The sequence below is a fragment of the Cupriavidus sp. BIS7 genome, assembly GCF_000292345.1.
In the GTDB taxonomy this organism is placed as follows: Bacteria; Pseudomonadota; Gammaproteobacteria; order Burkholderiales; family Burkholderiaceae; genus Cupriavidus.
In genome coordinates this window covers 23,052-45,960 of record NZ_ALOU01000078.1, presented here as the reverse complement: position 1 = coordinate 45,960, position 22,909 = coordinate 23,052, and the positions used below count along the sequence as shown (strand labels likewise).

The 22,909-nt window shown below is 63.6% G+C and carries 21 protein-coding genes; 20 read left to right on the top strand and 1 reads right to left on the bottom strand.

The genetic code is table 11. The annotated features are described in order from the left end of the window. Positions 1–117 precede the first annotated feature (117 nt). From B552_RS0124190 to B552_RS0124140, 10 genes are all read left to right on the top strand, one after another. Positions 118–969 carry an enoyl-CoA hydratase family protein gene (locus B552_RS0124190; RefSeq protein WP_019451641.1) on the top strand — a complete coding sequence of 284 codons (852 nt, stop codon included), beginning with the start codon at positions 118–120 and terminating at the stop codon, positions 967–969. A 9-nt stretch (positions 970–978) separates the two neighbouring features. Then, a complete protein-coding gene (locus tag B552_RS0124185; RefSeq protein ID WP_019451640.1) occupies positions 979–2,145 on the top strand; it encodes an acyl-CoA dehydrogenase family protein in 1,167 nt (388 codons plus the stop codon). Between the two features lie 45 nt (positions 2,146–2,190). Further along, entirely contained in the window at positions 2,191–3,858 is a 1,668-nt protein-coding gene (locus B552_RS0124180) for an AMP-binding protein (protein ID WP_019451639.1), read from the top strand. Then, complete coding sequence (locus B552_RS0124175) at positions 3,855–4,274, top strand: acyl-CoA thioesterase (protein WP_019451638.1); 420 nt, start codon at positions 3,855–3,857, stop codon at positions 4,272–4,274. Before B552_RS0124180 ends, B552_RS0124175 begins: the two co-directional genes overlap by 4 nt. A gap of 44 nt (positions 4,275–4,318) precedes the next feature. Next, complete coding sequence (locus tag B552_RS0124170) at positions 4,319–4,729, top strand: RidA family protein (RefSeq protein WP_026036006.1); 411 nt, start codon at positions 4,319–4,321, stop codon at positions 4,727–4,729. A gap of 317 nt (positions 4,730–5,046) precedes the next feature. After that, positions 5,047–6,195 carry a glutamine-hydrolyzing carbamoyl-phosphate synthase small subunit gene (carA, locus tag B552_RS0124160; RefSeq protein WP_019451635.1) on the top strand — a complete coding sequence of 383 codons (1,149 nt, stop codon included), beginning with the start codon at positions 5,047–5,049 and terminating at the stop codon, positions 6,193–6,195. A gap of 27 nt (positions 6,196–6,222) precedes the next feature. After that, on the top strand, positions 6,223–6,897 hold the full coding sequence (leuE, locus tag B552_RS0124155) for a leucine efflux protein LeuE (RefSeq protein WP_026036005.1): 675 nt from the start codon (positions 6,223–6,225) through the stop codon (positions 6,895–6,897). Between the two features lie 69 nt (positions 6,898–6,966). Further along, complete coding sequence (gene carB / locus B552_RS0124150; RefSeq protein WP_019451633.1) at positions 6,967–10,215, top strand: carbamoyl-phosphate synthase large subunit; 3,249 nt, start codon at positions 6,967–6,969, stop codon at positions 10,213–10,215. 239 nt (positions 10,216–10,454) lie between these two features. Continuing rightward, positions 10,455–10,931 (top strand): transcription elongation factor GreA, encoded by a 477-nt coding sequence (greA, locus tag B552_RS0124145; protein WP_019451632.1) that lies wholly within the window; start codon positions 10,455–10,457, stop codon positions 10,929–10,931. A gap of 12 nt (positions 10,932–10,943) precedes the next feature. Next, positions 10,944–11,447, top strand: a complete 504-nt coding sequence (locus tag B552_RS0124140) for a DUF4149 domain-containing protein (RefSeq protein ID WP_019451631.1) — start codon at positions 10,944–10,946, stop codon at positions 11,445–11,447. 63 nt (positions 11,448–11,510) lie between these two features. Here B552_RS0124140 and B552_RS0124135 read toward each other — a convergent pair whose 3' ends face one another. Further along, on the bottom strand, positions 11,511–12,017 hold the full coding sequence (locus B552_RS0124135) for a YhbY family RNA-binding protein (RefSeq protein ID WP_019451630.1): 507 nt from the start codon (positions 12,015–12,017) through the stop codon (positions 11,511–11,513). Positions 12,018–12,156: 139 nt separating this feature from the next. On the opposite strand from B552_RS0124135, the gene B552_RS0124130 reads away from it, so the two are divergent. The 10 genes from B552_RS0124130 to phoB all read left to right on the top strand — a co-directional run bounded on the left by B552_RS0124130 (position 12,157) and on the right by phoB (position 22,890). Further along, positions 12,157–12,828, top strand: coding sequence for an RlmE family RNA methyltransferase (locus B552_RS0124130; protein ID WP_019451629.1), 672 nt, complete (start codon positions 12,157–12,159; stop codon positions 12,826–12,828). A 183-nt stretch (positions 12,829–13,011) separates the two neighbouring features. Continuing rightward, positions 13,012–14,913 carry an ATP-dependent zinc metalloprotease FtsH gene (gene ftsH / locus B552_RS0124125; protein ID WP_019451628.1) on the top strand — a complete coding sequence of 634 codons (1,902 nt, stop codon included), beginning with the start codon at positions 13,012–13,014 and terminating at the stop codon, positions 14,911–14,913. A 102-nt stretch (positions 14,914–15,015) separates the two neighbouring features. Next, positions 15,016–15,885, top strand: coding sequence for a dihydropteroate synthase (gene folP, locus B552_RS0124120; RefSeq protein WP_026036004.1), 870 nt, complete (start codon positions 15,016–15,018; stop codon positions 15,883–15,885). A gap of 4 nt (positions 15,886–15,889) precedes the next feature. Beyond that, entirely contained in the window at positions 15,890–17,236 is a 1,347-nt protein-coding gene (glmM, locus tag B552_RS0124115) for a phosphoglucosamine mutase (protein WP_019451626.1), read from the top strand. A 296-nt stretch (positions 17,237–17,532) separates the two neighbouring features. After that, the gene (pstS, locus tag B552_RS0124110) at positions 17,533–18,564 is read left to right on the top strand and encodes a phosphate ABC transporter substrate-binding protein PstS (RefSeq protein WP_019451625.1); all 1,032 of its coding nucleotides are present in this window, start codon (positions 17,533–17,535) and stop codon (positions 18,562–18,564) included. A gap of 113 nt (positions 18,565–18,677) precedes the next feature. Continuing rightward, positions 18,678–19,643, top strand: coding sequence for a phosphate ABC transporter permease PstC (pstC, locus tag B552_RS0124105; RefSeq protein WP_026036003.1), 966 nt, complete (start codon positions 18,678–18,680; stop codon positions 19,641–19,643). Then, positions 19,640–20,542: a phosphate ABC transporter permease PstA gene (pstA, locus tag B552_RS0124100; RefSeq protein WP_019451623.1), complete on the top strand. Its 903-nt coding sequence runs from the start codon at positions 19,640–19,642 to the stop codon at positions 20,540–20,542. The genes pstC and pstA overlap by 4 nt, the downstream gene beginning before the upstream one ends. Positions 20,543–20,587: 45 nt before the next feature. After that, entirely contained in the window at positions 20,588–21,376 is a 789-nt protein-coding gene (gene pstB, locus B552_RS0124095; protein WP_019451622.1) for a phosphate ABC transporter ATP-binding protein PstB, read from the top strand. A 65-nt stretch (positions 21,377–21,441) separates the two neighbouring features. After that, the gene (phoU, locus tag B552_RS0124090; RefSeq protein WP_019451621.1) at positions 21,442–22,146 is read left to right on the top strand and encodes a phosphate signaling complex protein PhoU; all 705 of its coding nucleotides are present in this window, start codon (positions 21,442–21,444) and stop codon (positions 22,144–22,146) included. 36 nt (positions 22,147–22,182) lie between these two features. Further along, a complete protein-coding gene (gene phoB / locus B552_RS0124085; RefSeq protein ID WP_019451620.1) occupies positions 22,183–22,890 on the top strand; it encodes a phosphate regulon transcriptional regulator PhoB in 708 nt (235 codons plus the stop codon). Positions 22,891–22,909 lie beyond the last annotated feature (19 nt).

The window sequence follows — 22,909 nt, the reverse complement described above, 5'->3', positions numbered from 1 at the left end:
GAGAGGGCCAGCGGCTCAAGGCGCGACATGTCGCATTTTGAACCTCAAAGCCCTCTTCCCCGACCCCTCTCCCACGCCGTGGGAGAGGGGAGAACACGGACTGGAGTGAGACAAGAGATGAGCGACATTGCACTGGATATGCGCCACCACAAGCGCGCCTTTGCGGACTATCAACCGAAGCATTTCCTGTGGTCCGTCTCTGCGGACGGCAAGGTTGGCACGATCACGCTGAATCGGCCCGAGCGCAAGAACCCGCTGACGTTCGATTCCTATGCCGAGCTGCGTGATCTGTTCCGCGGCCTCTGCTACGCCACCGACATCAAGACCGTGGTCGTGACCGGCGCGGGCAGCAACTTCTGCTCTGGCGGTGACGTACACGAGATCATCGGCCCGCTGACGCGCATGACGATGCCGGAACTGCTCGACTTCACGCGCATGACCGGTGACCTGATCAAGGCCATGCGCGCATGCCCGCAGCCGATTATCAGCGCAATCGACGGCATCTGCGCCGGCGCTGGCGCGATGGTGGCGCTGGCGTCCGACATGCGTCTTGGCACGGCGCTGGCAAAGACCGCATTCCTGTTTGTGCGTGTGGGTCTGGCCGGTGCCGACATGGGTGCATGTTCGTTGCTGCCGCGCATGATCGGACAGGGGCGCGCGAGCGAGTTGCTTTACACCGGCCGTTCGATGAGCGCTGAGGAAGGCCTGCAATGGGGCTTCTTCAACGCGCTGCACGCGTCGGATACGTTGCTGGCCGAAGCCCAGGCGCTGGCCGCGCAGATCGCCGCAGGCCCGACCTTTGCGCATGGCGTGACCAAGAAGCTGCTGCATCAGGAATGGAATATGGGGCTGGACGAAGCGATCGAGGCCGAGGCCGAGGCACAGGCGATCTGCATGCAGACGCGCGACTTCCGGCGCGCCTACGACGCGTTCGTCGCCAAGCAGAAGCCCGTGTTCGAAGGCGATTGAGGAACTGATATGAGCGACAAGACCTACCTCGACCTGCCGTTCTTCGACGACGCCCATCGCACGCTGGAACGCGAGCTGGACGCCTGGTGCGGTGAAAACCTGCAGCACGTTGATCACCATGATGCCGATGCGGCCTGCCGCGCGCTGGTGCGCCAGCTCGGTCAGGCTGGCTGGCTGCGCTATTGCGTGCCGGCGGCTTTCGGCGGCGCACTGCCCGCGCTCGATTCGCGTGCGCTTTGCGTGCTGCGCGAAACGCTGGCACGGCACGATGGCCTGGCCGATTTCGCTTTTGCGATGCAGGGGCTCGGCTCCGGCGCCATCACACTGGCCGGCAGCGATGCCGTGCGCGAACGCTACCTGCCGCGCGTGGCGCGTGGCGAGGCGATTGCGGCGTTCGCGCTGTCAGAGCCGGAGGCCGGTTCCGACGTGGCCGCGATGCAATGCAGCGCCAGGCTGTCCGATGATGGTACGCACTACGTGCTGGACGGCGCCAAGACGTGGATTTCGAACGGAGGCATTGCCGACTTCTATTGCGTATTCGCCCGCACTGGTGAAGCGCCCGGTGCGCGCGGCATCACCGCGTTCGTGGTGGATGCCGATGCGCCGGGGCTGACCATCGCCGAACGGATCGACGTGATTGCGCCGCATCCGCTGGCAACGCTGCGCTTTGACAACTGCCGCGTGCCCGTGGGCAACCGGCTGGGCGACGCGGGGCAGGGCTTCAAGGTGGCGATGATGACGCTCGACATTTTCCGTGCCTCCGTGGCGGCCGCCGCGCTCGGCTTCGGCCGCGCCGCGCTGGACGATGCGCTGGCGCGCGCCACGTCGCGCCCGATGTTCGGCGGCGTGCTGGCCGATCTGCAACTGACGCAGGCTGCGATTGGCGACATGGCCACGGCCATCGATAGCGCCGCACTGCTGACCTATCGCGCCGCGTGGCTGCGCGACGTGAAGCAGCAGCGTACGACGCGCGAAGCGGCGATGGCCAAGATGGTTGCCACGGAGAACGCGCAGCAGGTGATCGATCGCGCGGTGCAGATCTTTGGCGGCCTTGGCGTCAAGGTTGGCACACGTGTGGAGGGTCTGTATCGCGAGATCCGTTCACTGCGGATCTACGAAGGCGCCACCGAAGTGCAGAAGCTGATCATTGCGCGCGAGACGCTGGCAGCTCGATAGAACACGCGATAGAACACGCGATAGAACACGAGACAGGAGACAAGCATGGCCGCCCCCAACCAAGCCACCGCTCATGTTGATACCTTTGCGCGGGACCGGCTGCCCCCGCCGGGTACGTGGCCGGTATTCCAGTTCAACGACGATACGCGCTACCCCGATCGCCTCAACGCGGCGGTGGAGCTTGTGGACCGCCACGTCGCTGCGGGCAACGGCGCGCGCGTGGCGGTGCGCCATGAGCGCGACGGACGCATCGAGACCGTGACCTATGCCGGGCTGGCCGCGCTGGTCAATCGCATCGCGCATGTGCTCGTCGAGGACATGCGGCTGGTGCCGGGCAACCGCGTGCTGCTGCGTGGCCCGAACAACCTGATGATGGCGGCAAGCTGGCTGGCCACGCTCAAAGCGGGGCTGATCGCGGTGCCAACCATGCCGCTGCTGCGCGCCAAGGAGCTCAAGCAGATCATCGACAAGGCCCAGGTGACGGCCGCGCTGTGCGATGCGCGCCTGCGCGACGAGCTGGAAGCCAACCAGCGTGCCGATGGCGAGCACTTCTGTCCGACGCTGGCCCAGGTGCGCTACTTCCATGGCGAAGGCGCCGACGCGCTGGAGACGGCGATGGCCGGCAAGCCGGAAACGTTCACCGCCTGCGACACGGCCGCCGACGACATCTGCCTGATCGCGTTCACCAGCGGCACCACGGGGCAGCCCAAGGGTACGATGCACTTCCACCGCGATGTGCTGGCGATGTGCGACCTGTTCCCGCGTCATGTGCTCAAGCCCACGCCCGATGACATCTTCTGCGGCACGCCGCCGATCGCGTTCACGTTCGGGCTTGGCGGCATGCTCTGCTTTCCGTTGCGTATCGGCGCGAGCACGGCGCTTGCCGAGAAACTTACGCCGGAGCTGCTGCTCAAGCTGATCCAGGACCATCGTGCAACGATCGTCTTCACGGCGCCAACGTTCTATCGCCAGATGGCAACGCTGGTGAAGAACTTCGACCTGTCGAGCCTGAAGAAGAGCGTATCGGCGGGCGAAGCGCTGCCCGATGCGACACGGCAGGCGTGGAAGGCCGCCACCGGCATCGAGATGACCGATGGCCTGGGCGGCACGGAGATGATGCATATCTTCGTTTCCAGCGCCGGTGCCGATGTACGTCCCGGCGCGGTGGGCCGCGTGGTCCCCGGCTACGAAGCGCGCATCGTCGACGAGAACATGCAGCCGGTGCCGCCGGGCACGGTTGGCAAGCTCGCGGTGCGCGGCCCCACCGGTTGCCGCTATCTCGACGATCCGCGCCAGGAAGCGTACGTGCGCGATGGCTGGAACCTGCCGGGCGACACGTTCATGGCTGACGCCGATGGTTACTACTTCTATCAGGCACGTTCGGACGACATGATCATCTCGGCCGGCTACAACATCGCGGGGCCCGAGGTCGAGGGATCGCTGATGCGCCACGAATGGGTGGCCGAATGCGGTGTGGTGGGTGCGCCGGACGCCGAGCGCGGGCAGGTGGTGACCGCCTACGTGGTGCTGCGGCCGGGCGTGGAGGCCAGCGATGCCACGCGGACTGCGCTGCAGGACTACGTCAAGCGCGAGATCGCCCCGTACAAGTATCCGCGCCGCATCGAGTTCGTGGGGGCGCTGCCGCGTACCGAGACCGGCAAGCTGCAGCGCTTCCGCCTGCGGCAGATGGCGACGGAGGGCGCGCAGCCATGAGCGAGGTATTCCGCAACCAAGTCCGAGTGCGCTTCAAGCATTGCGATACGGCCGGCATCGTCTTCTACCCGCGCTACTTCGAAATGCTGAACGACTTTATCGAGGACTGGTTTGCCGACGCGCTCGACTGGCCGTTCGATGCCATGCACATCTCGGGCCACGCGGGCGTGCCGACCGCCGAGTTGCAGTGCCGCTTCGAAGCGCCGAGCCGGCTTGGCGAACTGCTGACGCGCGAGTTGCGTGTGTCGCATATCGGCCGCAGCAGTTTCTCGGTGGAGGTCCGCCTGGCGGGCCCCGACGATAGCACCCGCATGCACGTTTCACAGCGGCTTGTGTGCGTCGATACGCGCACGATGACCGCCCAGTCCCTGCCGGACCAGGTGCGCACCGCGATGGGGCGGTACCTGACGGCCTGACGAACAACCTGAACAATTTTATTGATACGGATATCGACATCATGCTGAAAACACTGCAACCGCCCGACTGGGCACCCCCGAAGGGTTACGCCAACGGCATCCTCGCCGAAATGCAGGTGGGCAGCCGCCTGATCTTCGTCGGCGGGCAGATCGGCTGGAACGGCCAATGTGAATTCGAGACCGACGATTTCGGGCTGCAGGTGGCGCAGACGCTGCGCAATATCGTTGCGGTGCTGGAGCAGGGCGGGGCACGCCCGGAGCACATCGCACGCATGACCTGGTATGTGAAGGACAAGGCCGCGTACGTGAATGCCTACAAGGCAATCGGGCAGCACTACCGCGACATCATCGGCCGCCATTTCCCGGCGATGACCGCGGTGGAGGTGGCCGATCTCGTCGAGCCGCGTGCCAAGGTGGAAATCGAGGTCACGGCCGTTGTGCCGCCATCCGCGTGATGCGGGCGCCGGGTGGCATGGTCGACATGCCGCCCGCGCTGTGCGTCATCGCAAGTCCTTGAATACTTGAGAAATTGGGCGCCGCGGGATATAATTCGAAAGTTTCGCTTTCAGAACCCTTCACCCTAGCGCCTACCGTATTCCACCTTCCGCCGCCCCCCATTCGCGAGGGCTATTCGTGCATCTTGCAGACATTGTGCAAAGTGACGAAAACGCCGCCGCCGCGAGTCTCGCCATCCAGATGGCCACGGACTCGCCCACGGGGCACGAGGCGTTGAGCAGGTCGGTCACGGGGTGAATCCAGCAGGAGCCTACCCGTGTTACCGTCTTTTCCGTCCGCCATCCTCGCGCTTGCAGACGGCACGGTCTTTCGTGGCTATTCCATCGGCGCTTCCGGCCATACGATCGGCGAAGTGGTGTTCAACACCGCTATCACCGGTTATCAGGAAATCCTCACCGACCCGAGCTATTCCCGGCAGATCGTCACGCTGACGTATCCGCATATCGGCAATTACGGTGTCAATCCTGAGGATGTTGAAGCCACGAAAGTCCATGCCGCCGGCCTGATCATCAAGGATCTGCCGATCCTGGCCTCCAATTTCCGCAAGGAACACACGCTCGGCCATTACCTGAAGCAGGAAAAGGTCGTGGCGATTGCAGGTATCGATACCCGCAAGCTGACCCGCATCCTGCGCGAAAAGGGTGCCCAGAACGGCTGCATCCTGGCTGGCGAGGACAACGTGCAGAAGGCCATCGACCTGGCACGCTCGTTCCCGGGCCTGTCCGGCATGGACCTGGCCAAGGTGGTCTCCGTCAAGGAACCGTACGAGTGGACCCAGACCGAGTGGAAGCTGGGCGAGGGCTACGGCAAGCAGGACAAGCCGCAGTTCCACGTCGTGGCCTATGACTACGGTGTCAAGTTCAACATCCTGCGCATGCTGGCCGAGCGCGGCTGCAAGGTTACGGTGCTGCCGGCGCAAGCCAGCGCGGCCGACGCCCTGGCGCTGAATCCGGACGGCATCTTCCTGTCGAACGGCCCCGGCGACCCTGAGCCTTGCGACTACGCAATCGCCGCCACGCGAGAGTTCCTCGCCCGCGGCATTCCCACGTTCGGCATCTGCCTGGGTCACCAGATCATGGCCCTGGCCGTGGGCGCCAAGACGCTCAAGATGAGCACGGGCCACCATGGCGCCAACCATCCGGTCAAGGACCACGATGACGGCCGCGTGGTGATCACGTCGCAGAACCACGGTTTTGCTGTCGATGCATCGACGCTGCCGGCCAACGCGCGTGTGACGCATACGTCGCTGTTCGACGGCACGCTGCAGGGCTTCGCGCTGACCGACAAGCCGGCGTTCTGCTTCCAGGGTCACCCGGAAGCGTCGCCGGGCCCGCACGATATCGCGTACCTGTTCGATCGCTTCACGAAGCTGATGCAGGACGCGCGTGCGAAGGCCGCTGCCTGATAACGAGAGCCTGAACAGGAAACACCCGTGAACGCCTTTATGCTCGCCAACTTCGGCATCACCGATTTCTGGACCTATGTGCTGGGCACGATCTTCATCGTGCTGCTGCCGGGGCCGAACTCGATGTACGTGCTGTCGGTGGCCGCCCAGCGCGGCGTGCGTGCCGGCTACAAGGGCGCGTGCGGCGTGTTCCTCGGCGATGCCATCCTGATGGTGCTGTCGGCCGCCGGCGTGGCGTCGCTGCTCAAGGCCAGCCCGGCGCTGTTCCACGTGATCAAGTACGTGGGCGCCGCTTACCTGGCCTGGGTCGGCTTCCAGATGCTGCGCGGCGCGCTGCGCAACTGGTCGAAGCCGGCTGAAGCGGGTGCGAAGGCGGCCGAGGTGCCGCTGGACCGGTCGGCCAATCCGTTCAGCAAGGCGCTGTTCATCAGCCTGCTGAACCCGAAGGCCATCCTGTTCTTCATCTCGTTCTTCATCCAGTTCGTGGATCCGCAGTTCGGCTATCCGGCGCTGTCGTTCGTGGCGCTGGGCCTGGTCTGCCAGATCTGCAGCTTCGCCTACCTGACCACGATCATCTTCGTGGGCGCGAAGCTGGCCGATGCGTTCCGCCGCCGACGCCGCCTGTCCGCAGGCATGTCGAGTGGTGTCGGGGCGATGTTCATCGGCTTCGGCGCCAAGCTGGCCACTGCCACACTGGGCTGACGGCCTACAACCTGATATCCGGCACGGCTCGCGCCAAACGCGCGGGCCGGCCAACAAAGAGAGCGTGCAATGCCAAAGCGCACAGACATCAAGAGCATCCTAATCATCGGCGCGGGCCCGATCATCATCGGCCAGGCGTGCGAGTTCGACTACTCCGGCGCACAGGCCTGCAAGGCGCTGCGCGAAGAGGGCTACAAGGTCGTCCTGGTCAACTCGAACCCGGCGACCATCATGACGGACCCGAACACGGCCGACGTGACGTACATCGAGCCCATCACGTGGGAAGTGGTCGAGCGCATCATCGAGAAGGAGCGCCCGGACGCGATCCTGCCGACCATGGGCGGCCAGACCGCGCTGAACTGCGCGCTGGACCTGCACCGCCACGGCGTGCTGGCCAAGTACAACGTCGAACTGATCGGCGCGTCGCCGGAAGCCATCGACAAGGCCGAAGACCGCCAGAAGTTCAAGGACGCGATGACCAAGATCGGTCTCGGTTCGGCCAAGTCGGGCATCGCCCACTCGATGGACGAAGCTGTGGCCGTGCAGTCGCGCATCGCCCAGGAAACCGGCACCACCGGCTACCCGATCGTGATCCGCCCGTCGTTCACGCTGGGCGGCTCGGGCGGTGGCATCGCCTACAACCGCGAAGAGTTCGAAGAGATCTGCAAGCGCGGCCTGGACCTGTCGCCGACGCGTGAACTGCTGATCGAGGAATCGCTGCTGGGCTGGAAGGAATACGAGATGGAAGTGGTCCGCGACAAGGCGGACAACTGCATCATCATCTGCTCGATCGAAAACCTGGACCCGATGGGCATCCACACCGGTGACTCGATCACCGTGGCCCCGGCTCAGACGCTGACGGACAAGGAATACCAGATCCTGCGTAACGCCTCGCTGGCCGTGCTGCGCGAGATCGGCGTGGACACCGGCGGCTCGAACGTGCAGTTCTCGATCAATCCGCAGGATGGCCGGATGATCGTGATCGAAATGAACCCGCGTGTGTCGCGTTCGTCGGCGCTGGCCTCGAAGGCCACGGGCTTCCCGATCGCCAAGGTCGCGGCCAAGCTGGCCGTTGGCTACACGCTCGACGAGCTCAAGAACGAAATCACCGGCGGCCAGACCCCGGCCTCGTTCGAACCGTCGATCGACTACGTGGTCACCAAGGTGCCGCGTTTCGCGTTCGAGAAATTCCCGCAGGCCGACAGCCACCTGACCACCCAGATGAAGTCGGTGGGCGAGGTGATGGCCATGGGCCGCACGTTCCAGGAATCGTTCCAGAAGGCGCTGCGCGGCCTGGAAGTTGGCGTGGACGGCCTGGACGAAAAGTCGACCGACCGCGATGAAGTGATCGAGGAAATCGGCGAAGCCGGCCCGGACCGCATCTGGTACGTGGGCGACGCATTCCGCCTGGGCATGTCGCTGGAAGAAGTGCAGGCCGAGACCGACATCGATCCGTGGTTCCTGGCCCAGATCGAAGACATCGTCAAGGCCGAAGGCCTGGTGCGCAACCGCACGCTGGAAAGCCTGTCGGCCCCCGAACTGCGCTACCTGAAGCAGAAGGGCTTTTCGGATCGCCGCCTGGCGAAGCTGCTGAAGACCGACGCGAAGTCCGTGCGCCAGGCGCGTCTGGCCCAGAACGTTCGCCCGGTCTACAAGCGCGTGGACACCTGCGCGGCTGAGTTCGCCACCAACACCGCCTACATGTACGGCACGTATGAAGCCGAACACGGCGAGTGCGAGGCGGACCCGACCACGAACAAGAAGATCATGGTGCTGGGCGGTGGTCCGAACCGGATCGGCCAGGGTATCGAGTTCGATTACTGCTGCGTGCACGCCGCGCTGGCGCTGCGCGAAGACGGGTACGAGACCATCATGGTCAACTGCAACCCGGAAACGGTTTCCACCGACTACGACACGTCGGACCGCCTGTACTTCGAGCCGCTGACGCTGGAAGACGTGCTGGAAATCGTCGACAAGGAAAAGCCGGTTGGCGTGATCGTCCAGTACGGCGGCCAGACCCCGCTGAAGCTGGCGCTGGACCTGGAAGCCAACGGCGTGCCCATCATCGGCACGAGCCCGGACATGATCGACGCCGCGGAAGACCGCGAGCGCTTCCAGAAGCTGCTGCAGGAGCTGGGCCTGCGTCAGCCGCCGAACCGCACCGCGCGTGCCGAGGACGAAGCCCTGCGCCTGGCCGAGGAAATCGGCTATCCGCTGGTGGTGCGTCCGTCGTACGTGCTGGGTGGCCGCGCGATGGAAATCGTGCACGAGCCGCGCGACCTCGAGCGCTACATGCGCGAGGCCGTGAAGGTCTCGAACGACTCGCCGGTGCTGCTGGACCGCTTCCTGAATGACGCCATCGAGTGCGACGTCGACGCCCTGTGCGACGGCAAGCGCGTGTTCATCGGCGGCGTGATGGAGCACATCGAACAGGCAGGCGTCCACTCGGGCGACTCGGCCTGCTCGCTGCCGCCGTACTCGCTTTCGCAGGCTACGGTCGACGAACTGAAGCGGCAGACCGCCGCAATGGCCAAGGCGCTGAACGTGGTGGGCCTGATGAACGTGCAGTTCGCAATCCAGCAGAAGAACGGCGAGGACATCGTCTACGTGCTGGAAGTGAACCCGCGCGCGTCGCGTACCGTGCCGTACGTGTCGAAGGCTACCGGCCTGTCGCTGGCCAAGATCGCCGCGCGCTGCATGGCCGGCCAGTCGCTGGACTCACAAGGGATCGGCGACGAAGTCGTGCCGCCGTACTACAGCGTCAAGGAAGCCGTGTTCCCGTTCAACAAGTTCCCGGGCGTTGACCCGGTGCTTGGACCGGAAATGCGTTCGACCGGTGAAGTGATGGGCGTGGGCAAGGTGTTCGGCGAAGCGCTGTTCAAGAGCCAGCTTGCAGCCGGTTCGCGCCTGCCCGAGAAGGGCACGGTGCTGATCACGGTCAAGGACAGCGACAAGCCGCGCGCCGTGAGCGTGGCCCGCATGCTGCATGACCTGGGCTACCCGATCGTTGCCACGCGTGGCACGGCGTCGGCCATCGAGGCCGCAGGCATCCCGGTCAAGGTGGTCAACAAGGTCAAGGACGGCCGTCCGCACATCGTGGACATGATCAAGAACGGCGAACTGGCGCTGGTGTTCACCACCGTCGACGAGACGCGCACGGCAATCGCCGACTCGCGCTCGATCCGTATCGCCGCGCTGGCCGCCCGCGTGCCGTACTACACCACCATCGCCGGCGCCAACGCCGCAGTGGAAGGTCTGAAGCACATGCAAAGCCTGGAGGTCTATGACCTGCAGGGCCTGCACAAGCAACTGGCCTGAAGCATCCGAAGTGCCTGATGCTGCAGTGCGGGGGAAGCGACCCGCCTGCAGCGGCCCCGCCGCCGGGTTGATACCGGCAGCGGTTCTGGCCTAAACTACGTCGAATTCGTTGACCGGACGGGCCATGTGCCGTGCGGTCCCACCCGAAAGCCGCGGTTGAGCGGAAGTGCTGCCTGGCAGGTGTTGCCGGCGGTACGGCTCCAGCTCCGCTGCGGCTCATTTTTTTGTTGAACAAGACAATGAGCACCATTCCGATTACCAAGCGTGGCGCCGAACTCCTGAAGGAAGAGCTCCAGCACCTCAAGGCCGTCGAACGTCCCGCGGTGATCAATGCCATCTCCGAGGCCCGCGCACAGGGTGACCTGTCGGAAAATGCCGAATACGACGCTGCCAAGGAAAAGCAGGCATTCATCGAGGGCCGCATCCTGGAAGTGGAGGCAAAGCTGTCCGCCGCACAGGTCATCGACCCCACTCAACTTGACACGGACGGCCGCATCGTCTTTGGCGCCACGGTGGACCTGGAAGACCTGGAATCGGGCAGGCCCGTGAGCTACCAGATCGTTGGCGACGACGAAGCCGACCTGGACAGCGGCAAGATTTCCGTGAGCTCCCCAATTGCCCGCGCGCTGATCGGCAAGTTCGAAGGCGACGTGGCCACCGTGCTGGCCCCTGGCGGCGAGCGCGAATACGAAGTCATCACGGTGCGCTACATCTGACGCGGGACAGACGTGTTTTCGTCTTCCTACGCCAACCTGCCGCCGCTGCCGCACCGGCTATTCCTGCTGCTGACCGTGATCTGGGCCGGTAGCCTGTGGACGGTTGGCTACATGGTGGCGCCCACGTTGTTCGCGGTGCTGCCAAGCCGCGAGACGGCCGGCATGATCGCCGGTCATCTGTTCCGCTATGAGGCCATCCTCGGCATTACCGTGGGTGTGCTCCAGCTTGTGCTCTGCAATGTGCTGATCCGCCGCGGCGCGGCGCGCTACCGCTCGTTGCGGTGGGTCGTGCTGGCGATGCTGGTATGTGTGCTGGCCGGCTATTTCGGCGTGCAGCCGCTCATGGAAGGGCTCAAGGCCAAGGCTCAGGCACTCAGCCTGGGCGTGTCGGAGTCGCCGTACAGGAGCGAGTTCGGCATGCTGCACGGGGTGTCGAGCGTGATCTACCTTGTGCAGAGCCTGCTGGCGCTGGTACTCGTATGGCGCGCCAGCGCGCCACGTTCGGCAGGGGAATGAAAAAAGGCGGCCTGGGCCGCCTTCTGGTTGGAGTGGGTGCAGGTGGCCGGTTCGGCCACGGCATCAACCCAACGCCTTCTTCTTCTGGCTGGCCGGACGCGCGCGCGAACGCTTGACGTTGCCGCCCTGGGTCACACGCTCGTTGCCCAGCACGGTTACTGCCGTGCGACTGGGGCGGCGCTGCCCGGTTTTGGCCGGTTTGCGAACCATCACGGTACGCGGTGCGGCGCCGGTACCAAGCCGACGGTGCTGGCCATGGCCGAGTTCGTCCGGCTGGTTTTCCTTCAGGCGGGCGGGGCCCGGACGCCAGATCACGAGCAGCTTGCCGATGTGCTGGATCGGCGCGGCGTCGAGTTCGTCGCAGATGGATTCGTAAATGGCCACGCGCGTATCGCGCTCGTCGCCAAACACGCGAATCTTGATCAGATCGTGGGCCGCCAGGCTGCGGTCGATCTCGGCCAGGACCGCACGGGTCAGGCCTTCTGCGCCGATCATGACCACGGGATTGAGGCTGTGGGCGCGCGAGCGCAGGTCGGAGCGTTGGGCGGGAATCAGTTGTAGGGCTGGCATAGAGGGCAAAAAGCGATTTGGCGCGTATTATCCGCCAAAATGTCGTCGGCAGGCGGCAAAGATCTCCAAATCGGGAGAAAAAGCTGCGTACAGTCACACGACGTGCGCTGGCACTCCCGCAAAACAGGCATGTCTCAGGATGTCCAAGGGCAAGAACAAGTTCAACCAGTCGTGGCTGCACGACCACATCAACGATCCGTACGTAAAGATGGCCCAGCGCGAGGGCTATCGCGCCCGCGCGGCCTACAAGCTCAAGGAGATCGACGAGCAGGACAAGCTGATCCAGCCGGGCCATGTCATCGTCGACCTGGGTGCGGCGCCGGGCAGCTGGAGCCAGTACGCCCGCAACAAGCTGGCGGCATCGTCACGTGCCAAGGACGGCCGGATCGACGGCGCCGTGGTGGCGATCGACATCCTGCCGATGGAGCCGGTGGCCGATGTGACGTTCATCCAGGGCGATTTCCGCGAGGAAGAGGTGTTCCGCCAGCTTGAGGAAGTGGTGCTGGAGGCGTCGGGCGGATCGCGAATCGACCTTGTTATCTCGGATATGGCCCCCAACTTGTCGGGTGTAGCGTCGGCCGACTCCGCGCGGATCGAGTATTTGTGTGACCTGGCACTGGATTTTGCCCAGGCGCACCTGAAGCCGGAAGGGTCGTTGCTGGTCAAGTGTTTCCACGGGTCGGGCTACAGCCAGATCGTGGAAAAGTTCAAGCGGCAGTTCAAGGTCGTCGCCAAGCGCAAGCCCAAGGCGTCGCGCGACAAGTCTTCAGAAACCTTCATTCTTGGGCGTTACCTGAAGTCGGTGGACTGAAAACGGGCCGCCGGACCCCTCCGGAGGAGGGATCCGCGGGGCAGCGCGCAGCGTGGCTTGCCCCGAACGGGCCGTATCGGGCACTATCAGGCCCATAGATTCAGATTTCCCTGCGGGGGCGGGCGCTGCATTACAATGCAATGCAGCTACCCGTTGGCAAGGCAATTGCAAAGGAGTTCGGCCTTGAATAACAACCTGTTTCAAAAGGCGGCAATCTGGCTCGTAATCGCGCTGGTTTTGTTCACCGTCTTCAAGCAGTTCGACAAACCACGTGCCCAGGAAGGTGTCACCTATTCGCAGTTCATGGATGACGCCAAGAACGGCAAGGTGTCGCGCGTCGACGTACAGGGCCGCAACCTTGTGGTGTCGCCCAAGGAAGGGGCGAAGTACACGATCATCTCGCCGGGCGACATCTGGATGGTCGGCGATCTGATGAAGTACGGCGTCCAGGTGACCGGCAAGGCCGATGACGAGCCGAACGTGCTGGTCCAGGCGTTGTACTACCTTGGACCGACGCTCCTGATCATCGTGTTCTGGTTCTACATGATGCGACAGATGCAGGGTGGAGGGAAAGGCGGCGCCTTCTCCTTCGGCAAATCCCGTGCGCGTCTGATCGACGAAAACCAGAACGCCGTTACCTTCGCCGACGTCGCCGGCTGCGACGAGTCGAAGGAAGAAGTGGTCGAGCTGGTCGACTTCCTCAAGGATCCCCAGAAATTCCAGAAGCTGGGCGGACGCATTCCGCGCGGCGTGCTGCTGGTTGGTCCCCCGGGTACCGGCAAGACGCTGCTGGCTCGTGCGATTGCCGGTGAGGCCAAGGTGCCGTTCTTCAGCATCTCGGGTTCCGACTTCGTGGAAATGTTCGTCGGCGTGGGCGCGGCCCGCGTGCGCGACATGTTCGAGAACGCCAAGAAGCAGGCTCCCTGCATCGTGTTCATCGACGAAATCGACGCGGTCGGCCGCCATCGTGGCGCCGGCATGGGCGGCGGTAACGACGAGCGCGAACAGACCCTGAACCAGATGCTGGTCGAGATGGATGGCTTCGAGGCCAACTCGGGCGTGATCGTGATTGCCGCGACCAACCGTGCCGATGTGCTCGACAAGGCGCTACTGCGTCCGGGTCGTTTCGACCGCCAGGTCTACGTGGGCCTGCCGGATATCCGCGGCCGCGAGCAGATCCTGAAGGTCCATATGCGCAAGGTGCCGATCGGCAACGACGTCGACGCGTCGGTGATCGCGCGCGGCACGCCTGGTTTCTCGGGCGCCGACCTGGCCAACCTCGTCAACGAGGCCGCGCTGTTTGCCGCCCGCCGCAACAAGCGCGTGGTGGACATGCAGGACTTCGAGGACGCGAAGGACAAGATCTACATGGGCCCGGAGCGCAAGTCGACGGTCATGCGCGAGGAAGAGCGCAAGGCCACGGCTTACCACGAGTCCGGCCATGCGGTAGTGGCCAAGCTGCTGCCGAAGGCCGACCCGGTGCACAAGGTCACGATCATGCCGCGCGGCTGGGCGCTGGGCGTAACCTGGCAACTGCCGGAGCATGACAAGTACTCGAAGTACAAGGACAACATGCTCGAGGAGATCGCTATCCTGTTTGGCGGACGTGCTGCCGAAGAGGTGTTCCTCAATGCAATGAGCACCGGCGCTTCGAACGACTTTGAGCGTGCTACCAAGATTGCCCGCGACATGGTGACCCGATTCGGCATGAGCGACACGCTCGGCGCGATGGTCTATGTCGACACCGAGCAGGATGGCATGTTCGGCAAGCTGTCGTCGAAGACCGTGTCCGAAGCCACTCAGCAGAAGGTCGATTCCGAGATCCGTCGCATCATCGACGAGCAATACGCGCTGGCCAAGCGCCTGCTTGAAGAGAACCGCGACAAGGTCGAGGCGATGACCAACGCGCTGATGGAATGGGAAACGATCGACGCCGAGCAGGTCAACGACATCATGGCCGGCCGCCCGCCGCGCCCGCCGCGCAGCGCGCAGGGCCCGAGCGGCGGTGGCAGCACGCCTTCGGGCGGCTCGCCGGTGGCGCCGACCAACGCGCCCGCCACGGCTCGCGCGGACGAAACGGCGTAATTGGGCGGTAGTCGCGGAGGCCATCCCCAGCCGGGATAGTTTCTGATAGCCTCTCAGGCCGGTGCCTTGCGCACCGGCCTTTTTGTATTCAGGACACGCATCTTGTCGACCGAGTTTTTCCAGTGCGGGCGCTATCGCTTTGCTCGCAATCGCTGCCCGCTGGTAATGGGCATCCTCAATGTGACTCCCGATTCGTTTTCCGATGGTGGCGAGCATGCCACGCGTGACGCGGCACTGCGCCACGCGGAGCAGATGATTGCCGAGGGTGTCGACATCATCGATATCGGCGGGGAATCGAGCCGCCCGGGTTCGGCCGCGCTGCCGCTTGAACAGGAACTCGATCGCGTCATGCCGATCGTCGAGGCACTGGTGGATTGCGGCAAGCCGTTGTCAATCGATACCTATAAGCCGGAGGTCATGCGCGCGGCACTGGCGGGCGGAGCCGATCTGATCAACGATATCTGGGGCTTTCGCATGCCCGGTGCCGTCGAGGCAGTTACGGCAGGGCAGTCGGGGCTATGCGTGATGCATATGCAGCGGGACCCCCAGACGATGCAGGAGGCCCCGCAGTACACCGACGTGGTGGCCGAAGTCGAGGCGTTCCTGCGCGAAAGGGTGTCAACCCTGCGTGCGGCGGGCGTCGACGAAACACGCATCTCGCTCGATCCGGGCTTTGGGTTTGGCAAGACTCCGGATCATAATCTCCGTTTGCTCGGACAATTGCCACGGCTTGCCATCGACGGCCTGCCGATTCTCGCGGGCCTGTCGCGCAAGTCGACGCTGGGAGCCATCCTCGGTGGCAAGCCGCCCAGCGAGCGCGTCGCGGCCAGCGTGGCTGCGGCCGTGTGTGCAGCCGAGCGCGGCGCCTATATCGTGCGCGTGCACGATGTCGAACAAACCGTGGACGCCCTCAAGGTGTGGTGGGCGATCCGCCATGAATCAGTTGCCCCAGCCGGGCAGCAAGGAGAATAAACCAATGACACGCAAGTATTTCGGGACAGACGGCGTGCGGGGTCGGGTTGGCGATGCGCCGATCACGCCGGACTTCGTGATGCGGCTGGGCCATGCCGCCGGCAAGGTGCTGGCGCTGGGGCAGAAGGCCGCCCACCTGGGCAAGCCGACCGTGCTGATCGGCAAGGACACGCGTATTTCAGGCTATATGCTTGAAGCGGCGCTCGAGGCCGGTTTTACTGCGGCGGGTGTCAATGTGCTGCTGACCGGTCCGCTGCCAACGCCTGGCATCGCCTACCTGACGCGCGCGCTGCGGTTGGCGGCCGGCGTGGTGATTTCCGCAAGTCACAACCCGTACTACGACAACGGCATCAAGTTCTTCTCGGCTTCGGGCGACAAGCTGCCTGATGAGGTCGAGGCGCAGATCGAGGCGATGGTTGACGAGCCGATGACGTGCGTGCGTTCCGAAGAACTCGGCCGCGCGCGCCGGATCGACGATGCCGCAGGCCGCTACATCGAGTTCTGCAAGAGCACGTTCCCGTACGAGCAGGATCTGCATGGCCTGAAGATCGTGGTCGATTGTGCCCACGGTGCCGCGTATCACATCGCCCCGCACGTGTTCCATGAACTGGGCGCAGAGGTGATCTCGATCGGCAACCAGCCTGACGGCCGCAACATCAACGCGGGTTACGGTGCCACTGCGCCGGAGAAGCTGGTCGAGGCAGTCAAGGCCAATGGTGCCGATCTGGGCCTGGCATTCGATGGCGATGCCGACCGGCTGCAAGTGGTGGATGCCAATGGCCGCCTGTACAACGGCGACGAGTTGCTTTATCTGATCGTCCGTGATCGTCAGGCATCGGGCCAGCAGGTGGAAGGCGCAGTCGGCACGCTGATGACGAATATGGCCGTCGAACTGGCGCTCAAACGCATCGGCGTGTCGTTCGTGCGCGCCAAGGTCGGTGACCGCTATGTACTCGAAGAACTGAACCGGCATCACTGGCAGCTTGGCGGCGAAGGCTCTGGCCACCTGTTGTGCCTGGATCGTCATACGACGGGCGACGGAATCGTGTCGGCGCTACAGGTGCTCGCGGCGTTGCGCCGCAGCGGCAAGACGCTGGCGCAACTGCTGGACGGTGTGAGCCTATTCCCGCAAACACTGATCAACGTGCGGGTGGAGAAGGGGTTCGACTGGCAGAACCACGCCGGCCTCAAGGCCGCTCGCGAGCGGGTGGAGCCGCAGCTGGAAGGCCGTGGCCGCGTGCTGATTCGCGCATCGGGCACGGAGCCCGTGGTGCGCGTGATGGTGGAGGCCGAACAAGTGGAGACCGCCGAACGAGCCGCCCAGGAGCTTGCCGACGCGCTGCGTACCTGAGCGAGATCGCAGCTTTTGCTCTCAGACGCCACGGCACCGCGCCGTGGCGTTTTTGCTTGGAAATTTAGCAATTAACCGCCGTAATTTCCACCCGCGCGGAGCTTGATCTGGCTTGCAGGTCGGAGGGCCTACTGCGTCACATTAATGCGGCTGGCTTATGACAAGGCCTTGGATATCGGCAGGTTCAGGTGACGTTTGAAGAAGATTTGGAGATGTCATGGAACTGTCATATAGGGAGCATAAAGTTCGCCTTGTCAAAAATTTGTCATTCCCAACCCATGTTCTCTGGAGGACATATGAAGCTGGTCAAGACTGCCGTAGCAGGCATCGTGTCGATTGTGGTGGCGGGTACTGCGTTCGCGGCGGAAATTACCGGTGCTGGCGCTTCTTTCCCGGCGCCTGTGTATTCCAAGTGGGCTGATGCCTACCAAAAAGCGACGGGTAACAAAGTCAACTACCAATCGATCGGTTCGTCGGGCGGTATCAAGCAGATCGGCGCCAAGACCGTCGATTTTGGTGCTTCCGATGCTCCGCTGAAGGACGAAGAACTGGCCAAGGGCAACCTGATTCAGTTCCCGACGGTGATCGGCGGCGTGGTGCCGGTGATCAACCTGCAAGGCGTGAAGCCGGGCGAACTCATCATCACGGGTGACGTGCTGGCCAACATCTACCTGGGCAAGATCAAGAAGTGGGACGATCCCGCGATCAAGGCCCTGAACCCGAAGGCCCACCTGCCGAACCAGGACATCCTGCCGGTGCGCCGTGCTGACGGCTCGGGCACGACGTTCATCTTCACGAACTACCTGTCGAAGGTCAGCCCCGAGTGGAAGAACTCGGTGGGCGAGGGCACCACGGTGAACTGGCCGGGCGGCGGCACGGGTGGCAAGGGTAACGAAGGCGTGGCTGCATTCGTGCAGCGTCTGAATGGCGCCATCGGCTACGTCGAGTACGCCTACGCCAAGCAGAACAAGATGACGTACCTGACGATGAAGAACTCGGCCGGTGAAATCGTCAAGCCGAGCGACGAAGCGTTCAAGGCCGCTGCCGCCGGCGCCGACTGGAACAAGTCGTTCTACCAGATCCTGACCAACGAGCCGGGCAAGGCCGCATGGCCGATCGCCGGCGCCACCTTCATCCTGCTGCACAAGACGCAGGAGAAGCCGGCACAGGGCCAGGAAGTCATGAAGTTCTTTGACTGGGCCTACAAGAGCGGTGGCACGATGGCTGCGAACCTCGACTACGTTCCGCTGCCGGATTCGGTCGTGAACCAGATCCGTTCGACCTGGAAGAACAGCGTCAAGGACGCTTCGGGCAAGTCGCTGTACTAAGCTCGAAGCTTGTCCGATCACGCAACCCGGGGCACGGCCCCGGCGTTGCGTGACGGGTGGCCGCGGCGGACTGTACGCCGCCCGGCTCCGATCCACCCATCGATCTTTTCATCATGGCGACCTCGTCCGATCTTCCCGTCGTCCGGCCTCCCAGCCGCCTTGGCGACATCCTGTTCGGCGGCCTGACCCGCGGTGCCGCCATCGTGACGCTGTTGCTGCTTGGCGGCATCATCGTGTCCCTGGCCATCAGCGCATGGCCGTCGATCAGCAAGTTCGGTTTCTCGTTCCTGTGGGCTTCGGAATGGGATCCGCCCGCCGATGTCTACGGCGCGCTCGTGCCCATCTATGGCACGATCGTCACCTCGCTCATCGCGCTTATCATCGCCGTGCCGGTCAGCTTCGGCATCGCACTGTTTCTTACCGAGCTGTCGCCTGCCTGGCTGCGCCGGCCGCTCGGCACCGCCATCGAGCTGCTTGCCGCAGTACCGTCGATCGTGTACGGCATGTGGGGCCTGCTCGTGTTCTCGCCTATCTTTGGCGAATACTTCCAGAAGCCGCTGGCCAACACCATCGGCCAGGTACCCGTGATCGGCAAGCTGTTCCAGGGCGCGCCGCTCGGTATCGGCCTGCTCTGCGCGGGCGTGATCCTCGCGATCATGATCATCCCGTACATCGCTTCGGTCATGCGCGACGTGTTCGAAGTTACCCCGGTGCTGCTCAAGGAGTCTGCCTACGGCATCGGCTGCACCACCTGGGAAGTAATGTGGAATGTGGTGCTGCCCTATACCCGCGCGGGCGTCATCGGTGGCGTCATGCTGGGCCTGGGCCGTGCGCTGGGAGAGACGATGGCCGTCACGTTCGTGATCGGCAATACCAACATCCTTGACAACGTTTCGCTGTTCTCGCCGGGCAACAGCATCACCTCGGCGCTGGCCAACGAGTTCGCGGAAGCCGGTGCCGGTCTGCATACCGCTGCCCTGATGGAACTGGGCCTGATCCTGTTCTTCATTACGTTCGTGGTGCTGGCGCTATCCAAGGTCCTGCTGCTGCGTCTGGCCAAGAATGAGGGTGGCAAATGAACCAAGCCAATCACGTCGTGGCAACCTCGACCATTCCCGCCGTACGTCCCGATTCGGACGCCGTGCGTGCGCGCCTGCAAGGCTCGCGCCGCCGCATGAACATGATCGCCCTGACGGCGTCGCTCGGGGCCATGGGCTTCGGCCTGTTCTGGCTCGCATGGATTCTCTGGACCACGGTCTCACTGGGTGTCGGCGGACTCTCGCTGGATCTGTTCACGCAGATGACGCCGGCCCCGAACACCGAGGGCGGTGGTCTGGCCAATGCGATTTTCGGCAGCTTCGTGCTGGTCGGCGTGGCCACGCTGGTTGGCACGCCGCTGGGCATCCTGGCCGGCATCTACCTGGCCGAGTATGGCAAGAAGTCGCCGCTCGCAAGCTTCATCCGCTTTATCAACGACATCCTGTTGTCCGCGCCGTCAATCGTGATCGGCCTGTTCGTCTACGCGCTTGTGGTGACCCGTATGGGCCATTTCTCGGGTTGGGCCGGTGTGTGCTCGCTGGCGCTGCTGCAGATCCCGATCGTGGTCCGCACCACCGAGAACATGCTGAACCTGGTGCCCAACGCGCTGCGTGAAGCGGCCGTGGCACTCGGCACGCCGAAGTGGAAGATGGTGATGTCGATCACGGTCAAGTCGTCGTACGCGGGCATCGTGACCGGCGTGCTGCTGGCCGTGGCCCGTATCGCCGGCGAAACCGCGCCGCTGCTGTTCACTGCGCTGTCCAACCAGTTCTGGAGCGCGGACCTGAACAAGCCGATGGCCAACCTGCCGGTTACGATTTTCCGCTTCGCCATGAGCCCGTTCACCGAATGGCAGCAGCTGGCCTGGGCCGGCGTGTTCCTGATTACGATCGGTGTGCTTGCGCTGAACATCATCGCGCGCATGCTTTTCAAGAAGTAACCCGCGCCCGTGAGCCCGATCAACGAATTCCAGCGAGACATCAGCATGACCTCTACCGTCATCGATATTCCCGACACCGTGCGCGCCAAGATTGACGTCCGGAACCTGAACTTCTTCTACAACCAGTTCCACGCGCTCAAGAACATCAACATGTCGATCCCGGACAGGAAGGTGACTGCGTTCATCGGTCCGTCCGGCTGCGGCAAGTCCACGTTGCTGCGCACTTTCAACAAGATGTACGCGCTGTACCCGGAGCAACGCGCCGAGGGCGAGATCAACATGGACGGCGCGAACCTGCTGACCAGCAAGGAAGACATCTCGCTGCTGCGCGCCAAGGTGGGCATGGTGTTCCAGAAGCCGACGCCGTTCCCGATGTCGATCTACGACAACATCGCCTTTGGCGTTCGATTATTCGAGAAGTTATCGCGCTCGGAGATGGATGACCGCGTCGAATGGGCGCTCTCCAAGGCGGCGCTCTGGAACGAAGCCAAGGACAAGCTGCACCAGTCTGGCTACGGCCTGTCCGGCGGCCAGCAGCAGCGGCTGTGCATCGCGCGCGGTATCGCAATCCGCCCCGAAGTGCTGCTGCTCGATGAACCGTGCTCGGCACTGGACCCGATCTCGACGGGCCGCATCGAGGAGCTGATCGCCGAGCTCAAGGATGAATACACGGTCGTGATCGTGACGCATAACATGCAGCAGGCGGCGCGCTGCTCGGACTACACCGCCTATATGTACCTGGGCGAGCTGATCGAATTCGGCGAGACCGAGAAGATCTTCATCAAGCCGCATCGCAAGGAAACCGAAGACTACATCACCGGCCGCTTCGGCTGATTTACGGCGATTTGCAGGACTCGAGCATCCACGCTTAGCATACGTATAGCGGCCAGGAGAACATCATGACTGACAAGCACCTGTCGACACAATTCGACGCTGACCTCAACGCGATCAACACCAAGCTGCTGCAGATGGGTGGCCTGGTGGAATCGCAGATCGAAATGGCCATGCGTGCGCTGGCCGATTTTGACGCTGAAGTTGCAGACCAGGTCATCGCCCGCGAGCACGATCTCAACGCGATGGAAGTCGAGATCGACGCCGACTGCGGCAACATCATCGCGCGCCGCCAGCCCACCGCGCGCGACCTGCGCCTGGTGATGGCGATCTCGAAGACGATCACCAACCTCGAGCGCGCCGGCGATGAAGCCGAGAAGATTGCAAAGCGGACCAAGCACATCATGGAAGATGCTGCTGCCCACACCATCAACTATGCCGAAGTGAAGCTGTCCGGCGAGATGGCCATCACGCTGCTGCGTCAGGCGCTGGACGCGTTTGCGCGCCTGGACACCGTTGCTGCCGCGCGCATCGTCAAGGACGACAAGGCCATCGACGACGAATTCCGGGCCTTCGTGCGCAAGCTGATCACGTACATGATGGAAGACCCGCGCACGATCTCGGTAGCGCTGGACTTCCTGTTCATCGCCAAGGCCGTCGAGCGTATCGGCGACCACGCGAAGAACATTGCAGAGTTCATCATCTATATCGTCAAGGGCACGGACGTGCGCCATGCCTCGCGTGAGGACATGGAGCGCGAGGCGTTGAGCTGATGCTGCGCCAGGACTGAGTAAGCGGAGAAACCATACATGCCGAGCAGTATTCTCGTTGTCGAAGACGAACCGGCAATCGCCGAGCTGATTGCCGTCAATCTGCAGCACGCCGGGCACTATCCGATCCGCGCGTACAACGCCGAGCAGGCGCTTTCGCTGATGAGCGATGTGCTGCCGGATCTCGTGCTGCTGGACTGGATGCTCCCGGGCAAGTCGGGCGCAACCTTCGCCAAGGAGCTGCGCACCAACGACCGCACCAAGCAGATCCCGATCATCATGCTCACCGCCCGCAGCGAGGAGCAGGACAAGGTGATGGGGCTTGAGGCCGGCGCGGACGACTATGTGACCAAGCCGTTCTCGCCGAAGGAGTTGCTGGCCCGCATCAAGGCCGTGCTGCGCCGCCGTGCGCCGCAGTTGACCGACGACGTGGTGGCGATTAACGGCCTGCGTCTGGACCCGGCCACGCACCGCGTGACTGGTCACGACGACGGCGGCCCGATCAAGCTGGACTTGGGGCCCACCGAGTTTCGCTTGCTGCACTTCCTGATGACTCATCCGGAGCGTGTGCACAGTCGTTCACAATTGCTCGACCAGGTGTGGGGCGACCACGTATTCGTCGAAGAACGGACGGTGGACGTGCATATCAAGCGGCTGCGTGCAGCGCTGACGCCCGGCGGGTACAGCACCATGATCGAAACCGTGCGGGGCAGTGGTTATCGCCTGGCACGCTCACCGAGCCACTGACAGATTTCGGCCGATGGCG